General features: G+C 57.4%; 21 protein-coding genes. 18 read left to right on the top strand and 3 right to left on the bottom strand.

Annotation, left to right across the window (positions count from 1 at the left end):
- Positions 1-344: 344 nt before the first annotated feature.
- The 3 genes from mazG (at position 345) to eno (ending at position 4,433) form a co-directional block, all read left to right on the top strand.
- Complete coding sequence (gene mazG, locus N438_RS10880) at positions 345-1,136, top strand: nucleoside triphosphate pyrophosphohydrolase (protein ID WP_047666880.1); 792 nt, start codon at positions 345-347, stop codon at positions 1,134-1,136.
- Between the two features lie 280 nt (positions 1,137-1,416).
- Entirely contained in the window at positions 1,417-3,054 is a 1,638-nt protein-coding gene (gene pyrG / locus N438_RS10875; protein WP_008806244.1) for a CTP synthase (glutamine hydrolyzing), read from the top strand.
- Positions 3,055-3,134: 80 nt separating this feature from the next.
- Positions 3,135-4,433, top strand: a complete 1,299-nt coding sequence (gene eno, locus N438_RS10870; protein WP_008806243.1) for a phosphopyruvate hydratase — start codon at positions 3,135-3,137, stop codon at positions 4,431-4,433.
- A 63-nt stretch (positions 4,434-4,496) separates the two neighbouring features.
- Here eno and N438_RS10865 read toward each other — a convergent pair whose 3' ends face one another.
- Positions 4,497-5,606, bottom strand: coding sequence for an SDR family oxidoreductase (locus N438_RS10865; protein WP_008806242.1), 1,110 nt, complete (start codon positions 5,604-5,606; stop codon positions 4,497-4,499).
- Between the two features lie 475 nt (positions 5,607-6,081).
- Between N438_RS10865 and queE the strand changes: the two genes are divergently transcribed.
- Positions 6,082-6,753, top strand: coding sequence for a 7-carboxy-7-deazaguanine synthase QueE (gene queE, locus N438_RS10860; RefSeq protein ID WP_008806241.1), 672 nt, complete (start codon positions 6,082-6,084; stop codon positions 6,751-6,753).
- Between the two features lie 43 nt (positions 6,754-6,796).
- Here the strand turns inward: queE and queD are convergent, their stop codons facing one another.
- Positions 6,797-7,162 (bottom strand): 6-carboxytetrahydropterin synthase QueD, encoded by a 366-nt coding sequence (gene queD, locus N438_RS10855; RefSeq protein WP_012967329.1) that lies wholly within the window; start codon positions 7,160-7,162, stop codon positions 6,797-6,799.
- Positions 7,163-7,478: 316 nt separating this feature from the next.
- Between queD and cysJ the strand changes: the two genes are divergently transcribed.
- The 3 genes from cysJ to cysH all read left to right on the top strand — a co-directional run bounded on the left by cysJ (position 7,479) and on the right by cysH (position 11,823).
- Positions 7,479-9,278, top strand: a complete 1,800-nt coding sequence (gene cysJ, locus N438_RS10850) for an NADPH-dependent assimilatory sulfite reductase flavoprotein subunit (protein ID WP_012540733.1) — start codon at positions 7,479-7,481, stop codon at positions 9,276-9,278.
- Positions 9,278-10,990 carry an assimilatory sulfite reductase (NADPH) hemoprotein subunit gene (gene cysI, locus N438_RS10845; RefSeq protein WP_008806239.1) on the top strand — a complete coding sequence of 571 codons (1,713 nt, stop codon included), beginning with the start codon at positions 9,278-9,280 and terminating at the stop codon, positions 10,988-10,990. The genes cysJ and cysI overlap by 1 nt, the downstream gene beginning before the upstream one ends.
- A gap of 98 nt (positions 10,991-11,088) precedes the next feature.
- Entirely contained in the window at positions 11,089-11,823 is a 735-nt protein-coding gene (cysH, locus tag N438_RS10840; protein ID WP_008806238.1) for a phosphoadenosine phosphosulfate reductase, read from the top strand.
- Positions 11,824-11,895: 72 nt separating this feature from the next.
- On the opposite strand, the gene N438_RS10835 is transcribed toward cysH, so the two are convergent.
- Positions 11,896-12,942, bottom strand: a complete 1,047-nt coding sequence (locus tag N438_RS10835) for an aminopeptidase (RefSeq protein WP_100781398.1) — start codon at positions 12,940-12,942, stop codon at positions 11,896-11,898.
- Between the two features lie 246 nt (positions 12,943-13,188).
- Here N438_RS10835 and cysG point away from each other — a divergent pair, with 246 nt between their 5' ends.
- The 11 genes from cysG to N438_RS10780 all read left to right on the top strand — a co-directional run bounded on the left by cysG (position 13,189) and on the right by N438_RS10780 (position 22,007).
- Positions 13,189-14,595 (top strand): siroheme synthase CysG, encoded by a 1,407-nt coding sequence (gene cysG, locus N438_RS10830; RefSeq protein WP_165818800.1) that lies wholly within the window; start codon positions 13,189-13,191, stop codon positions 14,593-14,595.
- A 9-nt stretch (positions 14,596-14,604) separates the two neighbouring features.
- The gene (gene cysD, locus N438_RS10825) at positions 14,605-15,513 is read left to right on the top strand and encodes a sulfate adenylyltransferase subunit CysD (RefSeq protein WP_002915160.1); all 909 of its coding nucleotides are present in this window, start codon (positions 14,605-14,607) and stop codon (positions 15,511-15,513) included.
- Between the two features lie 9 nt (positions 15,514-15,522).
- The gene (gene cysN / locus N438_RS10820) at positions 15,523-16,950 is read left to right on the top strand and encodes a sulfate adenylyltransferase subunit CysN (protein WP_012967340.1); all 1,428 of its coding nucleotides are present in this window, start codon (positions 15,523-15,525) and stop codon (positions 16,948-16,950) included.
- On the top strand, positions 16,950-17,555 hold the full coding sequence (cysC, locus tag N438_RS10815; protein ID WP_002915158.1) for an adenylyl-sulfate kinase: 606 nt from the start codon (positions 16,950-16,952) through the stop codon (positions 17,553-17,555). The genes cysN and cysC overlap by 1 nt, the downstream gene beginning before the upstream one ends.
- Before the next feature lie 50 nt (positions 17,556-17,605).
- Positions 17,606-17,932, top strand: coding sequence for a DUF3561 family protein (locus N438_RS10810; RefSeq protein ID WP_008806224.1), 327 nt, complete (start codon positions 17,606-17,608; stop codon positions 17,930-17,932).
- Between the two features lie 140 nt (positions 17,933-18,072).
- On the top strand, positions 18,073-18,390 hold the full coding sequence (ftsB, locus tag N438_RS10805; protein WP_002915156.1) for a cell division protein FtsB: 318 nt from the start codon (positions 18,073-18,075) through the stop codon (positions 18,388-18,390).
- Positions 18,391-18,409: 19 nt separating this feature from the next.
- The gene (ispD, locus tag N438_RS10800) at positions 18,410-19,120 is read left to right on the top strand and encodes a 2-C-methyl-D-erythritol 4-phosphate cytidylyltransferase (RefSeq protein ID WP_008806223.1); all 711 of its coding nucleotides are present in this window, start codon (positions 18,410-18,412) and stop codon (positions 19,118-19,120) included.
- Positions 19,120-19,599 (top strand): 2-C-methyl-D-erythritol 2,4-cyclodiphosphate synthase, encoded by a 480-nt coding sequence (gene ispF, locus N438_RS10795; protein WP_008806222.1) that lies wholly within the window; start codon positions 19,120-19,122, stop codon positions 19,597-19,599. The genes ispD and ispF overlap by 1 nt, the downstream gene beginning before the upstream one ends.
- Positions 19,596-20,645 (top strand): tRNA pseudouridine(13) synthase TruD, encoded by a 1,050-nt coding sequence (gene truD / locus N438_RS10790; protein WP_008806221.1) that lies wholly within the window; start codon positions 19,596-19,598, stop codon positions 20,643-20,645. Before ispF ends, truD begins: the two co-directional genes overlap by 4 nt.
- Entirely contained in the window at positions 20,626-21,387 is a 762-nt protein-coding gene (surE, locus tag N438_RS10785; RefSeq protein ID WP_012540737.1) for a 5'/3'-nucleotidase SurE, read from the top strand. The genes truD and surE overlap by 20 nt, the downstream gene beginning before the upstream one ends.
- Positions 21,381-22,007, top strand: coding sequence for a protein-L-isoaspartate(D-aspartate) O-methyltransferase (locus N438_RS10780; protein WP_008806219.1), 627 nt, complete (start codon positions 21,381-21,383; stop codon positions 22,005-22,007). Before surE ends, N438_RS10780 begins: the two co-directional genes overlap by 7 nt.
- Positions 22,008-22,059: the final 52 nt, after the last annotated feature.

Below are 22,059 nucleotides of genomic sequence, written 5' to 3'. Positions count from 1 at the left end.
CCTCAAAATCGCTGAGACGTTCCCGGAAGGCAGGGGCAGCCCGCATGGATGCGGGCTGAGGGCCGTGTTTTGCAGGGACGCTGCCTCGGCCCGACCCGAAGCCTGCAGGGATAAGTCGAAGGTACCACGCAGTGGCGATTTTGCTGGCCGGAGCCCGGGGGTACAGGGGGCGGCGGCGACTGGCCGCCTCCTGTGCGCTCCCTGTACCACAGGAGACATATGGCAGAACATTTACCGGGAGCGCAAAGTACGCTGGAGTCACACGTGAAAAACGCTTTTCCCGGGCTCAAAAGTTGCAAACCGATATCAATTTCTACCATTTTTTACATTTCCAGGATCCTCACATGACCCAAATCGACCGCCTGCTCGGCATTATGAAGCGCCTGCGCGACCCGGAAAACGGCTGCCCGTGGGATAAAGAGCAGACCTTTGCCACTATCGCCCCTTACACCCTTGAGGAGACCTACGAGGTCCTCGATGCTATCCAGCGGGAAGATTTTGACGACCTGCGCGGTGAGCTGGGCGATCTGCTGTTCCAGGTGGTGTTCTATGCGCAAATGGCGCAGGAAGAGGGACGCTTTAACTTTGACGATATCTGCGCTGCCATCAGCGACAAGCTGGAGCGTCGCCATCCCCATATTTTCGCTGATGCTACCGCAGGAAACAGCAGCGAAGTCCTGGCGCGCTGGGAGCAGATCAAAAGCGCGGAGCGAGCGGAAAAAGCCCAGCACTCGGCGCTGGACGATATTCCCCATAGCCTGCCGGCGCTAATGCGCGCGCACAAAATCCAGCGCCGCTGCTCGGCGGTCGGTTTCGACTGGACCTCGCTGGGACCGGTGCTCGACAAGGTGCATGAAGAAATTGATGAAGTGATGCATGAAGCGCAGCAGGCGGTGGTGGATGAAGCAAAACTGGAAGAGGAAGTGGGCGATCTGCTGTTCGCCACGGTGAATTTATCCCGTCATTTAGGGGTCAAAGCCGAGGTGGCGCTGCAGAAAGCAAACCTCAAATTTGAGCGTCGCTTCCGCGAGGTCGAGCGCATTGTCGCCGCCCGCGGCCTGGAAATGACCGGCATCGACCTCGATACCATGGAAGAAGTGTGGCAGGAAGTAAAACGCCAGGAAACTGATCTCTAACGGGTTTTCGTGATCAAGCGCGATTTGTGTGATTTTATAAATAACAAGCGCTTGATTTACGTCAAAAACATTTCGCCAAAAGCGTCTATTTTCTCTTTCCGTTATGTCGTTGAAACACCATGTAGCCTGCCTCTTCGAGTTGTTCGAGTCGCAACACAGGTGCAACTTGAAGAACGAAGGGGAGGGGAAGAATGAAAGTTTGTGGCGTCACGCATGTTCGGGTATACTACTTTCCCGTCCTGGTTATTCCATCGTTTTACCCTAACTTCTCAGGTTCAGCATGACAACGAACTATATTTTTGTGACCGGCGGGGTCGTATCCTCTCTGGGTAAAGGCATTGCCGCAGCCTCCCTGGCAGCCATTCTTGAAGCCCGTGGTCTCAACGTGACCATCATGAAACTGGATCCGTATATCAACGTCGATCCGGGCACCATGAGCCCAATCCAGCATGGGGAAGTGTTCGTTACTGAAGACGGCGCAGAAACCGATCTGGACCTGGGCCACTATGAGCGTTTCATCCGTACCAAGATGACGCGTCGCAACAACTTCACCACCGGCCGTATCTACTCCGACGTACTGCGTAAAGAGCGCCGTGGCGACTATCTGGGTGCCACCGTTCAGGTTATTCCGCACATCACCAACGCTATCAAAGAGCGCGTACTGGCGGGCGGCGAAGGCCATGACGTCGTACTGGTGGAAATCGGCGGTACCGTAGGCGATATCGAATCCCTGCCGTTCCTCGAAGCCATTCGTCAGATGGCGGTAGAAATCGGCCGCGAGCATACCCTGTTTATGCACCTGACCCTGGTGCCGTACATGGCCGCTGCGGGCGAAGTCAAAACCAAGCCGACCCAGCACTCCGTGAAAGAGCTGCTCTCCATCGGTATCCAGCCAGATATCCTGATCTGCCGCTCAGACCGCGCGGTTCCGGCCAACGAACGAGCCAAAATTGCTTTGTTCTGTAACGTTCCGGAAAAGGCTGTGATTTCTCTGAAAGACGTCGATTCCATTTATAAAATTCCGGGCCTGTTGAAATCTCAGGGGCTGGACGATTATATTTGTAAACGATTCAGCTTAACTTGTCCGGAAGCAAACTTGGCCGAATGGGAACAGGTAATCTATGAAGAAGCCAATCCGGCAGGCGAAGTCACCATTGGTATGGTCGGTAAGTACATTGAACTGCCGGATGCCTACAAGTCGGTGATTGAAGCGCTGAAACACGGTGGTCTGAAAAACCGCGTGACCGTCAACATCAAGCTGATCGATTCGCAGGATGTGGAAACGCGCGGCGTCGAAATCCTCAAGGATTTAGATGCTATCCTTATCCCGGGCGGCTTCGGCTACCGCGGTGTGGAAGGTAAGATCGCCACCGCGCGCTATGCGCGTGAGAACAATATTCCTTATCTGGGCATCTGCCTGGGTATGCAGGTTGCGCTGATTGAGTTCGCGCGCAACGTAGCGGGTATGGAAAACGCCAACTCGACGGAATTTGTGCCAGACTGTAAATACCCGGTTGTGGCCCTGATTACCGAATGGCGTGACGAAGATGGCAACGTTGAAGTCCGCTCCGAGAAGAGCGATCTGGGCGGCACCATGCGCCTGGGCGCACAGCAGTGCCAGCTGGATGATGAATCTCTGGTGCGCCAGCTGTACGGCGAGCCGACCATCACCGAGCGCCATCGTCACCGCTACGAAGTCAACAACATGTTGTTGAAACCGATTGAAGCTGCTGGTCTGCGCGTTGCGGGCCGTTCCGGGGATGATCAGTTGGTCGAGATCATCGAAGTGCCGAACCATCCGTGGTTTGTTGCCTGCCAGTTCCACCCGGAGTTTACTTCGACGCCGCGTGATGGGCACCCGCTGTTTGCTGGCTTTGTGAAAGCCGCGAGCGAGTACCAGAAGCGTCAGGCGAAGTAAAAGAGTTAGAACGGCAATGCACCCAACTGGGTGCATTGTTTGTCTGGAGTTTTAGTTTAACTTGTACTGAGGAAAACCTAATGTCCAAAATCGTTAAAGTCATCGGTCGTGAAATCATCGACTCCCGTGGTAACCCGACTGTTGAAGCCGAAGTACACCTGGAAGGTGGTTTCGTCGGTATGGCAGCTGCTCCGTCAGGTGCTTCTACTGGTTCCCGCGAAGCGCTGGAACTGCGCGATGGCGACAAATCCCGTTTCCTGGGTAAAGGCGTAACCAAAGCTGTTGCTGCGGTAAACGGCCCGATCGCTCAGGCAATCCTGGGCAAAGATGCTAAAGATCAGGCTGGCATCGACAAGATCATGATCGACCTGGACGGTACTGAAAACAAATCTAACTTCGGTGCGAACGCTATCCTGGCTGTTTCTCTGGCAAACGCCAAAGCAGCTGCAGCGTCCAAAGGCCTGCCGCTGTACGCGCACATCGCGGAACTGAACGGCACTCCGGGCAAATACTCCATGCCGGTTCCGATGATGAACATCATCAACGGTGGTGAGCACGCTGACAACAACGTCGACATCCAGGAATTCATGATTCAGCCGGTTGGCGCGCCGACCCTGAAAGAAGCCGTACGCATGGGTTCTGAAGTGTTCCATCACCTGGCGAAAGTGCTGAAGTCCAAAGGCATGAACACTGCCGTTGGTGACGAAGGCGGCTACGCGCCGAACCTGGGTTCTAACGCCGAAGCACTGGCTGTTATCGCTGAAGCGGTTAAAGCTGCTGGCTACGAGCTGGGCAAAGACATCACCCTGGCGATGGACTGCGCAGCATCTGAATTCTACAAAGACGGTAAATACGTTCTGGCTGGCGAAGGCAACAAAGCGTTCACCTCTGAAGAGTTCACTCACTTCCTGGAAGACCTGACCAAACAGTACCCGATCGTCTCCATCGAAGATGGCCTGGACGAATCTGACTGGGACGGTTTCGCATACCAGACCAAAGTACTGGGCGACAAAATCCAGCTGGTTGGTGACGACCTGTTCGTAACCAACACCAAGATCCTGAAAGAAGGCATCGAAAAAGGCATCGCTAACTCCATCCTGATCAAATTCAACCAGATCGGTTCTCTGACCGAAACTCTGGCTGCCATCAAGATGGCGAAAGACGCTGGCTACACCGCTGTCATCTCTCACCGTTCTGGCGAAACTGAAGACGCGACCATCGCTGACCTGGCTGTCGGTACCGCTGCAGGCCAGATCAAAACCGGTTCTATGAGCCGTTCTGACCGCGTTGCTAAATACAACCAGCTGATTCGTATCGAAGAAGCGCTGGGTGAGCAAGCGCCGTTCAACGGTCGTAAAGAGATCAAAGGCCAGGCATAATCCTGTCTTTGTGAAATAATAATGCCAGCCTCAGGGCTGGCATTTTTTTTACCTCGTCGGCGATTATTTAAAATCGACGGCCATTTGCTGGGGGATCGACAGCCCGCGAGTGGTCTCCACGCAGCGGTCGATGTAATCCGTAAAACGCGGTGGTTTTGGCATTCCCATGCTCAACAGCTTGTCGTTACTAAAGCGCACATTCAACGTAGCGAACGCGCCATATAAGCGCATGGCTTTCAGCATCAGACGTTCATTGCATGGCCCAAATATCCCTTTCAGTTCACGACGCATTTTGACCAGCGTGTCATAGCTGACCTGGGCGTACTTATCCCCCACCGGGGCCTGTTCGAGGGCCTGAGCCATCGCCCGGTCGATTTCGGCAAACTTCACGCTATTCTCCTCCCCGGCAGAGATGTGCACCACTTCGCCGTGAGCCAGCGGCTGGTTAAGCAGCATCAGCAGGGCATCAGCGCAGTAGTCCACCGGGATGACATCGATTCGGTCCTCCATGGAACATAAAAATTTCTGCAGCATCAGCCCCATGCTGAACACCCAGAAAATACTGCTGGAAGGCCGGCAGCCGTGATGGGTATGACCCACCACGATAGAAGGGCGGGCAATGACCAGCGGCAGTGTAGGGCAATGCTGCTGCATCAACTGCTCGATGGTTGATTTCGAGTGGGTGTATTCCACCAGGTGCTCAGCGCGTTCCCGAAACTCCGCGCTTTCGGCGACCAGTGAATCCGGCTCAGGCGAACATGACATCGCTGTGCCGACGTGCAGAAAACGCTGCAGACCCTCAACCTGCGCCATCCGTTGCGCCAGGCGCAGCGTACCCTCAACGTTAACCTTCCAGATGAGCGGGTTGCTGCCAAACGAGGCGACAGCGGCGCAGTTGAGGACATGCGTCACCTGATCGAGGCGCGGATCGTTAAGAAAATGCTCCGGAGAAGCGAGATCGCCCAGCAGGATATGCTGCGGGTGAAGCATCGCCAGCTTCTCCTCGGCGATGTTGAACTTACGCATGTTCTCTTTGACCCGTTCGAGGCCTGCCTCGGGGCTATCAGCACGCACGAGCAGTAGCAGATCTAACCGGGTTTCCTGATGGAGTATTTTCTCTAACGCGGCACCGCCCAGAAACCCCGTAACGCCGGTAATTAATAATGTGGTCATAAACGCTATCTCATTATGGTTGGTCTGCGGGATTCTAGGCGGGCAAAAGTAAACGACGATTAAATAAAGAAGGGGCCCGATCAGGGATTTATTAAGACCAGTTTAAGGTTATTATCACCGGCGGATTGAATTGGACTCGCAGCTCGGCCAGATAATTCACTCTTTCATGTATCAGTTTGTACATCACTGTATTTTAAGGTTTTTTATTTTGCTGTCTGGACCTTTTATTTTATCCTGAATGACAGGAATAACATTTTCTGTTACACATTTTCAGTCCACGTGTCAGAATATTAATTATTTTAATTCTTATCATGCTAATAAATTAAGCCAAAAGAAAAGATTGTTTCTTTAATCAATAATATTATTCCCGACACGGATATTGACGAAGGGGTAAAAAAGGGATCGCAGCGCAGGACAAGACCTGTGCGCTGAAATCTGCGATAATGGACGTTTATGACCCTAAACAGAGATGACTATGCAGTACCCGATTAACGAGATGTTCCAGACCCTGCAAGGCGAGGGTTACTTCACCGGCGTGCCTGCCATTTTTATTCGTCTGCAGGGATGCCCGGTAGGATGCGCGTGGTGCGACACTAAGCATACCTGGGACAAGCTGGCCGATCGGGAAGTGTCGTTGTTCAGCATCCTGGCGAAAACCAAAGAGAGCGATAAGTGGGGGCCGGCAAGCAGCGAGGATCTGCTGGCGATTATTGGGCGCCAGGGGTGGACTGCCCGCCACGTGGTCATTACCGGCGGTGAACCCTGCATTCATGATTTAACGCCGTTAACCTCGCTTCTGGAACAAAACGGCTTTAGCTGTCAGATTGAAACCAGCGGCACCCATGAAGTGCGCTGCAGCCACAACACCTGGGTGACGGTATCCCCGAAGGTTAATATGCGTGGTGGGTATGATGTGCTGTCGCAGGCTCTGCAGCGGGCGGATGAGATCAAGCATCCGGTAGGGCGCGTCCGCGACATCGAAGCGCTGGACGAACTGCTGGAAACGCTGAGCGATGACAAACCGCGGATCATCGCCCTGCAGCCGATCAGTCAGAAAGAAGACGCGACGCGCCTGTGTATCGACACCTGCATCGCCCGTAACTGGCGCCTGTCCATGCAGACGCACAAATATTTGAATATTGCCTGATAAAAAAAAGCCCGGCAGCGTACTGACCGGGCTTTTTTTTCGCTTACTCGCCGCGATAGATGCAGCCAGCGGTGCAGGTCTCTTTGACCATCACGGCGCTCAGCAGCGGTACCCTCGGTTTCATCTCATCCCAGATCCATTTCGCCAGCACTTCGCTGGTGGGGTTTTCCAGACCGGGGATATCGTTCAGATAATAGTGGTCCAGGCGATCGTATGTCGGCTTGAAGGCGGCCTTCAGCTCGGCAAAATCCATGATCCACCCGGTATGGGGATCGACTTCACCGGTGATCTCCAGACGCACCATAAAGGAGTGGCCATGCAGGCGACCGCATTTGTGTCCTTCCGGGACGTGCGGCAGGTGGTGGGCGGCTTCGAAGGTGAAATCTTTAAACAGCGTGGTGGACATCATTGACTCTCAACAGGACGAAAAAAACCGCCGTAGGGTACCGGAAAGCACATTTTTTCGCATTAACTAAAACGGCCCTGAACAGAAAATGGACACATTTATCTGGGTTATCTGAATTAAATGGTTATATTTCATGTGGTTATTTAATCGATTTTGTTGTTAATAACTACAACTAAAACAGGTTAGTCCATTTGGTTATTTATTATTTCCATCCCTTCTTTAATTGTTACTATCAGCACCGTTACCCTTCTATTCTCTTCTGTTTTTGTCGCGCTGACAGGGCGCGAACAACAGCTTTGCTTACTGGAACAAACGACGCATGACGACACAGGCCACACCTTCCAACTTGCTGCCGCTCAACCCGGAGCAACTGGCGCGCCTTCAGGCGGCCACCACTGACTTCACGCCCACTCAGCTTGCCTGGGTGTCTGGCTATTTCTGGGGCGTGCTGAATCAGCAGTCCGGCGCGGCTGTGGCCGTTCCTGCCCAGGCCGCTGAGGTGCCCTCGATCACGCTGATTTCCGCCTCGCAAACCGGCAACGCCCGCCGCGTCGCCGAAGCGCTGCGCGACGATCTGCTGGCAGCGAAGCTGAACGTGAAGCTGGTGAATGCAGGCGATTATAAATTCAAACAAATTGCTGCGGAAAAACTGCTGGTGGTCGTGACGTCCACCCAGGGGGAAGGTGAGCCGCCGGAAGAAGCGGTCGCATTGCATAAGTTCCTGTTCTCGAAAAAAGCGCCGAAGCTGGACGGGACCGCGTTCGCTGTCTTTGGCCTCGGCGATACTTCTTATGAATTCTTCTGCCAGTCTGGCAAAGATTTCGACAGCAAGCTGGCCGAGCTCGGCGCGGAACGCCTGCTCGATCGCGTCGATGCCGACGTCGAATATCAGACCGCGGCTGCGGAATGGCGCGCGCGCGTCGTTGAGGTGCTGAAAGCCCGTGCGCCAGTTGCCGCGCCCGCCCAGCTGGCCACCAGCGGCGCGGTGAACGACATCCATACCAGCCCGTACACCAAAGAGGCTCCGCTGTCGGCGACCCTGTCGGTCAACCAGAAAATCACTGGCCGCGATTCCGAAAAAGATGTGCGCCATATCGAAATTGACCTCGGTGATTCCGGTCTGCGCTATCAGCCGGGCGACGCGCTGGGCGTCTGGTATCAAAACGATCCTCAACTGGTCAAAGAGCTGGTGGAGCTGCTGTGGCTGAAGGGCGACGAGCCGGTAACCGTTGATGGCAAAACTCTGCCGCTGGCGGAAGCGCTGGAGTGGCATTTTGAGCTGACGGTTAACACCGCGACTATCGTCGAAAACTACGCCACCCTGACCCGCAGCGAATCGCTGCTGCCGCTGGTGGGCGATAAAGCTCAGCTGCAGCAGTATGCCGCTGCGACGCCTATCGTCGATATGGTCCGTTTCTCGCCGGCACAGCTGGACGCCGAGGCGTTAATCGGTCTGCTGCGTCCGCTGACGCCGCGCCTGTACTCCATTGCCTCCTCACAGGCGGAAGTGGAGAGCGAAGTGCATGTCACCGTGGGCGTGGTGCGCTATGAAATAGAAGGCCGCGCCCGGGCTGGCGGTGCCTCCAGCTTCCTCGCCGACCGCGTGGAAGAAGATGGCGAAGTCCGCGTCTTTATTGAACACAATGACAACTTCCGTCTGCCGGCTAACCCGGAGACGCCGGTGATCATGATTGGCCCGGGCACCGGCATTGCGCCGTTCCGCGCCTTTATGCAGCAGCGCGCAGCGGACGGGGCGCAAGGCAAGAACTGGTTGTTCTTCGGCAACCCGCACTTCACTGAAGATTTCCTCTATCAGGTAGAGTGGCAGAGCTATGTGAAGGAAGGTCTGCTGACCCGTATCGATCTGGCCTGGTCCCGCGATCAACAACAAAAAGTCTACGTGCAGGACAAACTGCGCGAGCAGGGAGCCGAGCTGTGGCGCTGGATCAATGATGGCGCCCACATTTATGTCTGCGGCGACGCCAATCGTATGGCGAAAGACGTGGAACATACGTTACTGGAAGTGATTGCCGAATACGGCGCGATGGACGCCGAAGCGGCGGACGAATTTTTAAGTGAGCTGCGCGTTGAGCGCCGTTATCAGCGAGATGTCTACTAATGAGCGAAAAACATCCGGGGCCTTTAGTGGTCGAAGGTAAACTGACCGATGCCGAGCGCATGAAGCTTGAGAGCAACTACCTGCGCGGCACCATTGCGGAAGATTTAAACGACGGTCTGACCGGCGGTTTTAAAGGCGATAACTTCCTGCTGATCCGTTTCCACGGCATGTACCAGCAGGACGATCGCGATATCCGCGCGGAACGCGCCGCCCAGAAGCTGGAGCCGCGCCATGCGATGCTGCTGCGCTGCCGTCTGCCGGGCGGGGTGATCACCACCACCCAGTGGAAGGCGATCGATAAGTTTGCCGCGGACAACACCATTTACGGCAGTATTCGTCTGACCAACCGGCAGACGTTCCAGTTCCACGGCATTCTGAAAAAGAACGTCAAGCCGGTGCATCAGATGCTGCACTCGGTGGGGCTGGACGCGCTGGCCACCGCCAACGATATGAACCGTAATGTGCTGTGCACCTCCAACCCGTACGAGTCGCAGCTGCACGCTGAGGCCTACGAGTGGGCGAAAAAGATCTCCGAGCATCTGCTGCCGCGTACCCGCGCTTATGCCGAGATCTGGCTGGATCAGAAAAAGGTCGCCACTACTGACGAAGAGCCGATCCTCGGTCAGACCTATCTGCCGCGTAAGTTTAAAACCACGGTGGTGATCCCGCCGCAGAACGATATCGATCTGCACGCTAACGACATGAACTTCGTGGCGATTGCCGAAAATGGCAAGCTGGTAGGCTTTAACCTGCTGGTGGGCGGCGGTCTCTCTATCGAACACGGCAACAAGAAAACCTACGCCCGCACGGCGAGCGAATTCGGTTATCTGCCGCTGGAGCATACTCTGGCGGTGGCGGAAGCGGTCGTGACTACCCAGCGCGACTGGGGCAACCGTACCGACCGTAAGAATGCGAAAACCAAGTACACCCTTGAGCGCGTTGGCGTCGAAACCTTCAAGGCGGAAGTGGAGCGCCGGGCCGGCATTAAGTTTGAGCCGATCCGCCCGTACGAATTCACCGGCCGCGGCGACCGCATCGGCTGGGTGAAGGGGATTGATGACAAATGGCACCTGACGCTGTTTATTGAAAACGGCCGCATTCTCGATTATCCGGGTCGTCCGCTGAAGACTGGCCTGCTGGAGATTGCTAAGATCCATAAAGGCGAATTCCGCATCACTGCCAACCAGAACCTGATCGTTGCCAGCGTACCGGAAGATCAGAAGGCGCGGATCGAGAAGCTGGCGCGGGATCATGGTCTGATGAATGCCGTTACTCCGCAGCGCGAAAACTCGATGGCCTGCGTCTCCTTCCCGACCTGCCCGTTGGCAATGGCGGAAGCCGAACGTTTCCTGCCGTCGTTTATCGACAAGGTGGAAGGGGTGATGAACAAGCACGGCGTGAGCGATGAGCATATCGTCACCCGCGTCACCGGCTGCCCGAACGGCTGCGGCCGCGCGATGCTGGCGGAAGTGGGACTGGTGGGCAAAGCGCCGGGGCGCTACAACCTGCACCTTGGCGGTAACCGCAGCGGCACCCGCATCCCGCGGATGTACCGTGAGAATATTACCGAGTCGGAAATTCTCGACTCGCTAGACGAACTGGTAGGGCGCTGGGCGAAAGAGCGCGAAGCGGGTGAAGGCTTCGGCGACTTTACGGTGCGTGCGGGCATCATTCGCCCGGTGCTCGACCCAGCCCGCGATTTCTGGGAATAACATCCTGGTGCCCGGTGGCGCGTAGCGACCCGGGCCTGTAAAACCCGTAGGCCGGGCAAACGCAGTGCCGCCCGGTAAAACAGGCAAACGAGGTTTATATGTCCGTACTCGATCTAAACGCGCTTAATGCATTGCCGAAAGTGGAACGTATCCTGGCGCTGGCGGAGACCAATGCGAAGCTGGAGAAGCTCAGCGCCGAAGAACGCGTAGCGTGGGCGCTGGAAAATCTGCCTGGCGAGTATGCTTTATCTTCCAGCTTTGGCATTCAGGCGGCGGTGAGTCTGCACCTGGTGAACCAGCTGCGCCCGGATATTCCGGTGATCCTCACCGATACCGGCTATCTGTTTCCGGAAACCTATCAGTTTATCGATGAGTTAACCGACAAGCTCAAGCTGAACCTGAAGGTCTATCGGGCGCAGGAGAGCGCCGCCTGGCAGGAGGCGCGTTACGGTAAGCTGTGGGAGCAGGGCGTTGAGGGCATTGAGAAATACAATGAGATCAACAAAGTCGAGCCGATGAACCGGGCGCTGAAAGAGCTCAATACCCAGACCTGGTTCGCTGGTCTGCGCCGCGAGCAGTCCGGTAGCCGGGCGACCTTACCGGTGCTGGCTATCCAGCGCGGGGTGTTCAAGGTGCTGCCGATTATCGACTGGGATAACCGGACGGTGTATCAGTACCTGCAAAAGCACGGGCTGAAATACCACCCGCTGTGGGATCAGGGCTATCTGTCGGTAGGCGATACCCACACCACGCGCAAATGGGAGCCGGGCATGGCAGAAGAAGAGACCCGGTTCTTCGGGCTTAAACGCGAGTGCGGATTGCACGAGGGTTAAGCTGTTAGCGCTTTCTTTGGGTGATAATTCAAGAAGAACACGCGGGTGATACCGCGCGTTCTTTTGTGCGTATCAGCTTTTCTTCTCCACCTTCGCCAGCTCTTTCACCAGCGGCAGCATCACTTTCACTACCTCGCGGCTGCGGCGTTCTATGCGTCCCGGCAGCGCGTGGTCGAGATACTGCTGATTATCAATCTGCACGCTATGCCAGCTGGTGCCGTCCGGGAAGGCGCGGGATTTCTGGCGTTGCTGATAGCCATCCTTTTTGCCGAGTGACCAGTTGGTTGCCTCGACCGACAGCACCGGGATCCCCGCGCTGTCGAAGACGCTGGCGTCGTTACAGCAGGCGGTGCCTTTTGGGTATGCTGGGTTCAGTCCTGGATTGGTCGCCGCGACAATCCCCTTGCTGCGGGCGATAGCCAGCGCACGGTCGCGGGTTAGCTTACGCACCGAGGCCGGCGTGCGGCGGCCACTGTTGAAGTAAAGCTTATCGCCCACCACCAGATTATCGAGGTTGATCACCAGCAGGGTATTTTTCTTTTCCGCCTCACTCATGCGCTGCAGCAGATTTTGCGCCCCGAGACGACCTTCCTCTTCACCGCTGGTGGCGATAAAGCGAATGCCATAGCGGGTGGGGATATTCTTTAAATGATCCGCCAGCTCCAGCATCACGCCGAGCCCCATCGCGTTGTCGTCGATTCCCTGCAGCGTCAGGCCGCCAAGGTTGTTCTCCACGTCTTTATCGCTCTGCGGCGCGTAGGTATCGAGGTGCGCCATAATAATGATTTGCTGGCGGGACTGGCCTTCATGGGCGGCGATCACCGTACTGCCGGTGGCGTTATGCCAGTTCTTACGCTGATTGTTATCGGTATAGATGTAGCGGGTATTGAAGCTGCGCACGTCGCTCTGATAACCCATCTGGGCGAACTGCTGGCGGAGGTACTCGGCTGACAACATCTCGGCTGGTGTTCCGGTCATTCGTCCCGGGAAGACGGTGGCGATATGACGGGCCTGGCTACTGGCGGTGTCGCCCAGCGCGCTGAATGCGGGGGCGGCGGCGAAAACAAAACCGGTGCCGAGCGCCACAGGAAGCAGACGGCGGCACAACGCGGAAAACATAAGGGGTCCTTACACGAACAAGACAATTTGACGCGTACAGTATGAAACTGTGACCGCGGTTAAACAATTTCAATTGCTCTTAAATAGCGGAAAAATAGCGCGTTAAGCACTTTTTGATATTTGTATTTCCACAGCGTTATTCCTTTGCGTCACAACTCATTCCATTTCGTAATTTCATTTGCTCTCAGGCGCACCCTATAGTCGCAGTATCGCTGATTGTAAGAGAGTTGTTGCGCCGTGGATTACTTGCCCCTTTTTGCCGAACTGAAACAAAGGCCCGTGCTGGTGATCGGCGGCGATGAGATTGCTGAACGCAAGATTAAATTCCTGCTGCGCGCTCAGGCGCAGGTGCAGGTGGTCGCCGGGACGCTCTCTCCGGCGCTGGCCGATCTGGCGGCGCGCCAGGCGCTTAGCTGGCGGGCGACGGAATTTAGCGAGTCGCTGGTGGATGATGTCTTTCTGGTGATTGCGGCCACGGAGGATGAGGCGCTTAATCAGCGGGTGTTTGCGGCGGCTAACGCGCGCTACCGGCTGGTCAACGTGGTGGATAACCAGGCGCTGTGCTCGTTTGTCTTCCCTTCTATCGTCGACCGTTCGCCGCTGCTGGTGGCGATCTCCTCCAGCGGCAAAGCGCCGGTGCTGTCGCGTATTCTGCGCGAGAAAATTGAAGCGCTGCTGCCGACGAACCTCGGGCGGCTGGCGGAATCGGCGAGCTACTGGCGCAACCATCTGAAAACCCGTCTGACGACCACCGAAGCGCGTCGCCGCTTCTGGGAACGCGTCTTTACCGGCCGCTTTGCCAGCCTGATGGTGGCGGGCAATCATGCGGAGGCGGAAAAGGCGCTGCAGGATGAGCTGGATAAGCCCGAACGCGAGACGGGAGAAATTATTCTGGTGGGCGCCGGGCCGGGCGATGCCGGGCTGCTGACCCTTCGTGGTCTGCAGGCGATCCAGCAGGCGGACGTGGTTTTCCACGACCATCTGGTGACCCCGTCGGTTCTCGAGCTGGTGCGCCGCGATGCCGAGCTGATCTGTGTCGGCAAACGCGCCGGCGAGCACTCGGTGCCGCAGCATGAAACCAATCAGCTGCTGGTGGCGGCGGCGAAGGCGGGGAAAACCGTCGTGCGTCTGAAGGGCGGGGATCCGTTTATTTTTGGCCGCGGCGCAGAAGAGCTGCAGGCTGCCGCCGAAGCGGGGATCCCGTTCCAGGTGGTGCCTGGCGTCACTGCTGCTGCCGGGGCGACGGCCTACGCCGGTATTCCGCTGACCCATCGCGACTATGCGCAAAGCGCCGTCTTTGTCACCGGCCACTACAAGCCGGACAGCGCCCCCTTCGACTGGTCGCTGCTGGCGAAGAGCCAACAAACGCTGGCGATCTACATGGGCACCATGAAGGCGGCGGAAATCAGCGCCCAGTTGATCGCCCACGGTCGCGACAGCGCTACGCCGGTCGCGGTGATTTCCCGCGGTACCCGCGACGATCAGCAGACAATAACCGGCACATTGCAACAACTCGAACACCTGGCGAAAGACGCCCCGATGCCCGCCCTGCTGGTGGTCGGCGAAGTGGTGCAGCTGCATCAGCAGCTCGCCTGGTTTCAACATACATCATCCGCCGAAGGGTTTAACGCTTCGGTGGTCAATCTGGCTTAAGGAACGGTTATGGACCAAAAACGACTCACTCACCTGCGGCAACTGGAGGCGGAAAGCATCCATATTATTCGTGAGGTGGCCGCCGAATTTTCTAACCCGGTGATGATGTACTCCATCGGGAAAGATTCCAGCGTAATGCTGCATCTGGCGCGCAAAGCGTTTTATCCGGGAACCCTGCCGTTCCCGCTGCTGCACGTCGATACCGGCTGGAAATTCCGTGAGATGTATGAGTTCCGCGACCGTACCGCCAAAGCCTACGGCTGTGAGCTGCTGGTGCATAAAAACCCGGAAGGGGTGGCGATGGGCATCAACCCGTTTGTCCACGGCAGCGCTAAGCATACCGATATCATGAAAACGGAAGGCCTGAAGCAGGCGCTGAACAAATACGGCTTTGACGCCGCGTTCGGCGGCGCGCGTCGCGACGAAGAGAAATCCCGCGCGAAAGAGCGCATCTACTCCTTCCGCGACCGCTTCCACCGCTGGGACCCGAAAAATCAGCGTCCGGAGCTGTGGCACAACTACAACGGCCAGATTAACAAAGGCGAAAGCATCCGCGTCTTCCCGCTCTCCAACTGGACTGAGCTGGATATCTGGCAGTACATCTATCTGGAAAATATTGAAATCGTGCCGCTGTATCTGGCCGCTGAGCGCCCGGTGCTGGAGCGCGACGGTATGCTGATGATGATCGATGACGACCGTATCGATCTGCAGCCGGGCGAAGTGATTGAAAAACGGATGGTGCGTTTCCGTACCCTTGGCTGCTGGCCGCTGACCGGCGCAGTGGAGTCTGAAGCGCAGACGCTGCCGGAAATTATTGAAGAGATGCTGGTATCGACCACCAGCGAACGTCAGGGCCGCGTGATTGACCGCGACCAGGCCGGCTCGATGGAGCTGAAGAAACGTCAGGGGTATTTCTAAGGAGCCGCCATGAACACCACAATTGCCCAACAAATTGCTAATGAAGGCGGCGTAGAAGCTTACCTGCACGCGCAACAGCACAAGAGCCTGCTGCGTTTTCTGACCTGCGGCAGCGTCGATGATGGCAAAAGCACCTTAATTGGCCGTCTGCTGCACGATACGCGCCAGATCTATGAAGACCAGCTGTCTTCTCTGCATAACGACAGCAAGCGTCACGGTACCCAGGGCGAAAAACTGGACCTGGCGCTGCTGGTGGACGGCCTGCAGGCTGAGCGTGAGCAGGGCATCACCATCGATGTCGCTTACCGCTACTTCTCGACCGAAAAACGCAAATTTATCATCGCCGACACCCCGGGGCACGAGCAGTACACGCGCAATATGGCCACCGGCGCGTCAACCTGCGACCTGGCGATCCTGCTGATCGATGCGCGCAAAGGCGTGCTCGACCAGACCCGCCGTCACAGCTTTATCTCTACGCTGCTGGGCATTAAGCACCTGGTGGTAGCGGTCAACAAAATGGATCTCGTCGAGTTTAGCGAAGCGCGCTTCAACGAGATCCGGGAAGATTATCTGACTTTCGCCGAGCAGCTGCCGGGCAACCTCGATATCCGCTTTGTACCGCTGTCGGCGCTGGAAGGCGATAACGTCGCCAGCCAGAGCGCGAATATACCGTGGTACAGCGGCCCGACCCTGCTGGAAGTCCTCGAAACCGTGGAGATCCAGCGGGTGGTCGAGAGCCAGCCGCTGCGCTTCCCGGTGCAGTATGTTAACCGTCCGAACCTCGATTTCCGCGGCTTCTCCGGCACGGTCGCCTCTGGCACGGTTACCGTTGGCCAGCGTCTGAAGGTGCTGCCGTCGGGCGTCGAATCGAGCGTGGCGCGTATCGTCACCTTCGACGGCGACCTGCAGGAAGCCGCCGCCGGCGAAGCCATTACCCTTGTGCTGAAAGATGAAATCGACATCAGCCGCGGCGACCTGCTGGTTGACGCGCAAGCCTCGCTGCCGGCGGTGCAAAGCGCCAGCATCGACGTGGTGTGGATGGCTGAGCAGCCGCTGACCCCGGGCCAGAGCTACGACATCAAAATCGCCGGGAAGAAGACCCGCGCTCGCGTCGACGCTATCCGTTACCAGGTCGATATTAACAACCTGACCCAGCGTGAAGTCGAGTCTCTCCCGCTGAACGGCATTGGGCTGGTGGAGCTGACCTTTGACGAACCTTTAGTGCTGGATCCGTATCAGCAAAACCCGGTGACCGGCGGTCTTATCTTTATCGATCGCCTGACCAACGTCACCGTGGGCGCCGGGATGGTCAACGAGCCGCACCTGCAGGCGTCGACCTCGGCATCGCAGTACAGCGCCTTCGAGCTGGAGCTGAACCAGCTGATCCGTAAACACTTCCCACACTGGGACGCCCGCGACCTGCTGGGAGGCCAATAATGGCCCAGCATGACGAAAACGTCGTCTGGCATGCCCATCCTGTGACTCAGCAGCAGCGGGAACAGCATCACGGCCATCGCGGCGTGGTGCTGTGGTTTACCGGCCTTTCGGGGTCGGGTAAATCCACTGTCGCCGGGGCGCTGGAAGAGGCGCTGCATGAGCGCGGCGTCAGCACCTATCTGCTGGACGGCGACAACGTGCGCCATGGTCTGTGCAGCGATCTGGGATTCAGTGATGAGGATCGCAAAGAGAACATTCGCCGCGTCGGCGAAGTGGCCAGGCTGATGGTCGATGCCGGGCTGGTGGTATTGACGGCATTTATATCACCACACCGCGCGGAACGGCAGATGGTGCGCGAGCGCCTGGGGGAGGGACGCTTTATCGAAGTGTTCGTCGATACCCCGCTGGCCATCTGCGAGGCGCGGGATCCGAAAGGATTATACAAGAAGGCGCGGGCAGGGGAATTACGCAATTTCACCGGCATAGACTCGGTCTATGAGGCACCGGAAAAGGCGGAAATTCATCTGGATGGTGAACAATTGGTAACAAATTTGGTGCACCAACTATTAGACCTGCTGCAACAGAGCGATATTATCAGATCCTGAAACGGCAGCGGCATCGAGGGGTGCCGGTTGCCCGGTCTACAGGATTCGATATGCGCAATACCCAGAACCTCAGTATTATTCGTTCAGAACCGCCTCCGGCGATCGGCGACGAGACCACCTGGTCTCTGTCGGGCGCTGCCGTGGGCTTTATTTCATGGCTGCTGGCGCTGGGTATTCCCTTCCTTCTCTATGGCAGTAATACGCTCTTCTTCCTCCTTTACACCTGGCCGTTCTTCCTTGCGTTGATGCCGGTGGCGGTAGTGGTCGGTATTGCGCTGCACTCTCTGCTCAATGGCAAACTGCTCTATAGCGCCAGCGCGACTATCCTGACCGTCGGGCTGATGTTTGCGCTACTCTTCCTCTGGCTGTTGGGATAACCCGTTTCCGGGATGAATCAAGCATGGGTATCGGCAGCAAAAATATGGTACAGTCCCCGCGTTACGCGGCATCGTCCGCGCGCCCCGGTAGCGTACCCGGGCGAGTTTTGGGATGATGATGCCGTTTTTCAGGGGGCAGGATGGGTAAACTAACGCTGCTATTATTAGCTTTGCTGGTCTGGCTACAGTATTCACTGTGGTTCGGTAAAAACGGCCTGCACGACTACACGCGGGTTAACGACGACGTCACCGCCCAGCAGGCGACTAACGCCAAATTAAAAGCACGCAACGATCAGCTATTTGCCGAAATTGACGACCTCAACGGCGGGCAGGAAGCGATCGAGGAGCGTGCGCGCAATGAACTCAGTATGACCCGCCCGGGCGAAACCTTCTATCGTCTGGTACCGGATGCGTCTAAACGCAACCAGGCATCGGGGCAACAGCAGAACAATCGATAACCAGGCCCAGGATTACGACATGGCAGCCACTTTTCCGGGCGTTTGCGCCGTGGTGCCGGCAGCCGGTTTTGGCCGCCGCATGCAAACGGAATGCCCGAAACAATATCTCTCAATCGGTAACAAAACGATTCTCGAACATGCCGTCGCCGCACTGCTGGCGAATGCGTGCGTCCAGCGCGTGGTGATTGCCGTCAGCCCCGGCGATCGGCGCTTCAGCCAGCTACCGCTGGCGCAGCACCCGCAAATTACCGTCGTGGATGGCGGCGCCGAGCGCGCCGATTCCGTGCTCGCGGGCCTGAAGGCGTTGCCGGAGGCGCAGTGGGTGCTGGTGCATGACGCCGCGCGCCCCTGCCTGCATCAGGACGACCTCAGCCGTCTGCTGGCGCTCAGCGAAACCAGCCGTGTCGGCGGGATCCTCGCGGCGCCGGTGCGCGACACCATGAAGCGCGCCGAGCCGGGCAAAACCGCTATCGCCCATACCGTCGATCGTAATGACCTGTGGCATGCGCTCACCCCGCAATTTTTCCCTCGCGAGCTGCTGGTGGATTGCCTCACCCGGGCGCTGAACGAGGGGGCGACCATCACTGATGAAGCCTCGGCGCTGGAGTACTGCGGCTTCCATCCGCAACTGGTCGCCGGTCGCGCGGATAATATTAAAGTGACGCGCCCGGAAGACCTGGCGCTGGCTGAATTTTACCTCACCCGTTCCCGACACCAGGAGAAAGCTTAATGCGAATTGGACATGGTTTTGACGTACACGCTTTTGGCGGTGAAGGCCCAATCATTATTGGCGGGGTACGCATTCCTTATGAAAAAGGGCTGCTGGCCCACTCCGACGGCGACGTCGCGCTGCATGCGCTGACCGACGCGCTGCTGGGCGCCGCGGCGCTCGGCGATATCGGTAAGCTGTTCCCCGATACCGATCCGGCGTTTAAAGGCGCCGATAGCCGCGAACTGCTGCGCGAAGCGTGGCGTCGTATTCAGGCCAAAGGCTATACGCTCGGCAACGTCGACGTCACCATTATCGCCCAGGCGCCGAAGATGCTGCCGCATATTCCGCAGATGCGCGTCTTTATCGCGGAAGATCTCGGCTGCCATATGGACGACGTCAACGTGAAAGCGACCACCACCGAGAAGCTGGGCTTCACCGGCCGCGGGGAAGGGATCGCCTGCGAAGCGGTCGCGCTGCTGCGTAAGGCCGAAAAATGATCGCCTTTGACCAACTGACCTGGCTGCACGGCAAGCCGCAGAGCAGCGGGCTGCTGAAAGCCAATCCGGAAGATTTTCTGGTAGTGGAGGATCTGGGCTTTGCGCCGGACGGCGAAGGCGAACATGTGCTGGTGCGGATCCTGAAAAACGGCTGCAATACGCGCTTTGTCGCCGACGCGCTGGCGAAATTCCTCAAGATCCACGCCCGAGAAGTGAGCTTCGCCGGGCAAAAGGATAAGCACGCCGTCACCGAGCAGTGGCTGTGCGCGCGGGTGCCCGGCAAAGAGATGCCGGACCTGAGCAAATTTCAGCTCGAGGGCTGCCAGGTACTGGAATATGCCCGCCATAAGCGTAAGCTGCGTTTAGGCGCGCTGAAAGGCAACCAGTTTACCGTGATCCTGCGCGAGATTAGCGATCGCCAGGACGTGGAGACGCGTCTGCAGGCCATCGCTGAACGGGGCGTACCGAACTATTTCGGCGCGCAGCGCTTTGGCATTGGCGGCAGTAATCTGCAGGGCGCGTTGCGCTGGGCGGAAAGCGACGCGCCGGTGCGCGATCGCAATAAGCGCAGTTTTTGGTTGTCGGCGGCCCGCAGTGCGTTGTTTAATCAGCAAGTCAGTATTAGATTAAAAAAAACGGAATTTAATCAGGTTGTTGATGGCGATGCGCTACAATTAGCGGGGCGTGGGAGCTGGTTTGTCGTCACACCGGAAGAACTCGAGGTTTCGCAGGCGCGGGTGCACAACCGCGAACTGATGATCACGGCTGCGCTGCCGGGCAGCGGCGACTGGGGAAGCCAGCGCGACGCTCTGGCCGCCGAGCAGGCCGCCATCGCCGAAGAAACGTCGCTGCAGGCGCTGTTGGTGCGGGAGAAAGTTGAGGCGGCGCGCCGGGCGATGCTCCTCTATCCGCAGCAGCTTAGCTGGAACTGGTGGGATGACGTAACCGTTGAACTGCGTTTCTGGCTGCCGGCGGGCAGCTTCGCCACCAGCGTGGTCAGGGAGCTTATCAATACAACGGGTGACTATGCGAATATTGCTGAGTAACGATGACGGGATCCATGCGCCGGGGATACAGACCCTGGCAAAGGCCTTAAGGGAGTTTGCCGAGGTCCAGGTTGTTGCACCCGATCGTAACCGCAGCGGAGCCTCGAATTCGCTGACGCTGGAATCATCCCTGCGTACGTTTACCTTTGAAAATGGCGACATCGCCGTCCAGATGGGCACCCCGACCGACTGTGTCTATCTCGGCGTGAACGCGCTGATGCGCCCGCGTCCGGACATCGTCGTTTCCGGCATTAACGCGGGTCCCAACCTGGGCGATGACGTCATCTATTCCGGCACCGTGGCCGCAGCGATGGAAGGTCGCCATCTGGGGTTCCCCGCGCTGGCCGTGTCGCTGAACGGCTATCAGCATTACGATACCGCCGCGGCGGTAACCTGCACCATTCTGCGCGCCTTAAGCCGCGAGCCGCTGCGTACCGGACGGATCCTTAACATCAACGTGCCGGATCTCCCGCTTGATCAAATCAAGGGCATTCGCGTGACCCGCTGCGGCAACCGCCATCCGGCCGACCAGGTGATCCCGCAAAAAGATCCGCGCGGCAACACCCTGTACTGGATTGGCCCGCCGGGCGATAAGCGCGATGCCGGGCCGGGCACCGATTTTGCGGCAGTGGATGAAGGCTATGTTTCCGTGACGCCATTGCACGTCGATTTAACCGCCCATCAGGCGCATGAGGTAGTCAGCGATTGGCTGGAACGTGTCGGGGTTGACGGGCAATGGTAAGTAAACGTGTTGAAAGTTTGTTGAATCAACTGCGCACGCAGGGCATCGTCGATGAGCGTGTCCTCGAGGCGATCGCGCGGGTCCCGCGCGAAAAATTTGTTGATGAAGCCTTTGAACATAAAGCGTGGGAAAACACCGCGCTGCCGATTGGCCAGGGGCAGACCATCTCCCAGCCTTACATGGTGGCGCGGATGACCGAGTTGCTGACGCTGACGCCGGAGTCGCGCGTGCTGGAGATCGGCACTGGTTCCGGCTACCAGACGGCCATCCTGGCGCACCTGGTGCATCACGTTTGCTCGGTGGAGCGGATTAAGAGTTTACAGTGGCAGGCGCGTCGTCGCCTGAAACAACTTGATTTACATAATGTTTCAACCCGTCATGGCGATGGGTGGCAAGGTTGGCAGGCACGGGCGCCATTTGATGCCATTATTGTGACGGCGGCGCCGCCGGAGATTCCAACCGCGCTGCTGGCGCAGCTGGATGACGAAGGCGTGCTGGTGCTGCCGGTTGGCGAAGAGCATCAGTTTCTCAAACGGATCCGTCGCCGGGGCAACGAATTTATCATTGATACCGTCGAGGCCGTTCGCTTTGTTCCCCTGGTGAAGGGGGAGCTGGCCTGAGACCCGGATTATTCCAGGTTTTTTTTGCCTGACTTTAGGCGTAGGGTGGACG

Origin of the sequence: Klebsiella sp. GL120222-02 (assembly GCF_003097195.1) — a bacterium.
Classification (GTDB): Bacteria; Pseudomonadota; Gammaproteobacteria; order Enterobacterales; family Enterobacteriaceae; genus Klebsiella; species Klebsiella variicola.
The sequence above is the reverse complement of the archived record's forward strand: the minus strand, read 5'-3'. Positions and strand labels throughout refer to the sequence as shown.

Coding starts and splice junctions, on each gene's coding strand:
- cysJ (WP_012540733.1), top strand. CDS start 7,479: ATGACGACACAGGCCACACCTTCCAACTTGCTGCCGCTCAACCCGGAG.
- cysC (WP_002915158.1), top strand. CDS start 16,950: ATGGCCCAGCATGACGAAAACGTCGTCTGGCATGCCCATCCTGTGACT.
- N438_RS10810 (WP_008806224.1), top strand. CDS start 17,606: ATGCGCAATACCCAGAACCTCAGTATTATTCGTTCAGAACCGCCTCCG.
- ispF (WP_008806222.1), top strand. CDS start 19,120: ATGCGAATTGGACATGGTTTTGACGTACACGCTTTTGGCGGTGAAGGC.
- queD (WP_012967329.1), bottom strand. CDS start 7,162: ATGATGTCCACCACGCTGTTTAAAGATTTCACCTTCGAAGCCGCCCAC.
- cysH (WP_008806238.1), top strand. CDS start 11,089: ATGTCCGTACTCGATCTAAACGCGCTTAATGCATTGCCGAAAGTGGAA.
- truD (WP_008806221.1), top strand. CDS start 19,596: ATGATCGCCTTTGACCAACTGACCTGGCTGCACGGCAAGCCGCAGAGC.
- queE (WP_008806241.1), top strand. CDS start 6,082: ATGCAGTACCCGATTAACGAGATGTTCCAGACCCTGCAAGGCGAGGGT.
- cysN (WP_012967340.1), top strand. CDS start 15,523: ATGAACACCACAATTGCCCAACAAATTGCTAATGAAGGCGGCGTAGAA.
- ftsB (WP_002915156.1), top strand. CDS start 18,073: ATGGGTAAACTAACGCTGCTATTATTAGCTTTGCTGGTCTGGCTACAG.
- N438_RS10835 (WP_100781398.1), bottom strand. CDS start 12,942: ATGTTTTCCGCGTTGTGCCGCCGTCTGCTTCCTGTGGCGCTCGGCACC.
- surE (WP_012540737.1), top strand. CDS start 20,626: ATGCGAATATTGCTGAGTAACGATGACGGGATCCATGCGCCGGGGATA.
- eno (WP_008806243.1), top strand. CDS start 3,135: ATGTCCAAAATCGTTAAAGTCATCGGTCGTGAAATCATCGACTCCCGT.
- N438_RS10780 (WP_008806219.1), top strand. CDS start 21,381: ATGGTAAGTAAACGTGTTGAAAGTTTGTTGAATCAACTGCGCACGCAG.
- ispD (WP_008806223.1), top strand. CDS start 18,410: ATGGCAGCCACTTTTCCGGGCGTTTGCGCCGTGGTGCCGGCAGCCGGT.
- N438_RS10865 (WP_008806242.1), bottom strand. CDS start 5,606: ATGACCACATTATTAATTACCGGCGTTACGGGGTTTCTGGGCGGTGCC.
- cysD (WP_002915160.1), top strand. CDS start 14,605: ATGGACCAAAAACGACTCACTCACCTGCGGCAACTGGAGGCGGAAAGC.
- mazG (WP_047666880.1), top strand. CDS start 345: ATGACCCAAATCGACCGCCTGCTCGGCATTATGAAGCGCCTGCGCGAC.
- cysI (WP_008806239.1), top strand. CDS start 9,278: ATGAGCGAAAAACATCCGGGGCCTTTAGTGGTCGAAGGTAAACTGACC.
- pyrG (WP_008806244.1), top strand. CDS start 1,417: ATGACAACGAACTATATTTTTGTGACCGGCGGGGTCGTATCCTCTCTG.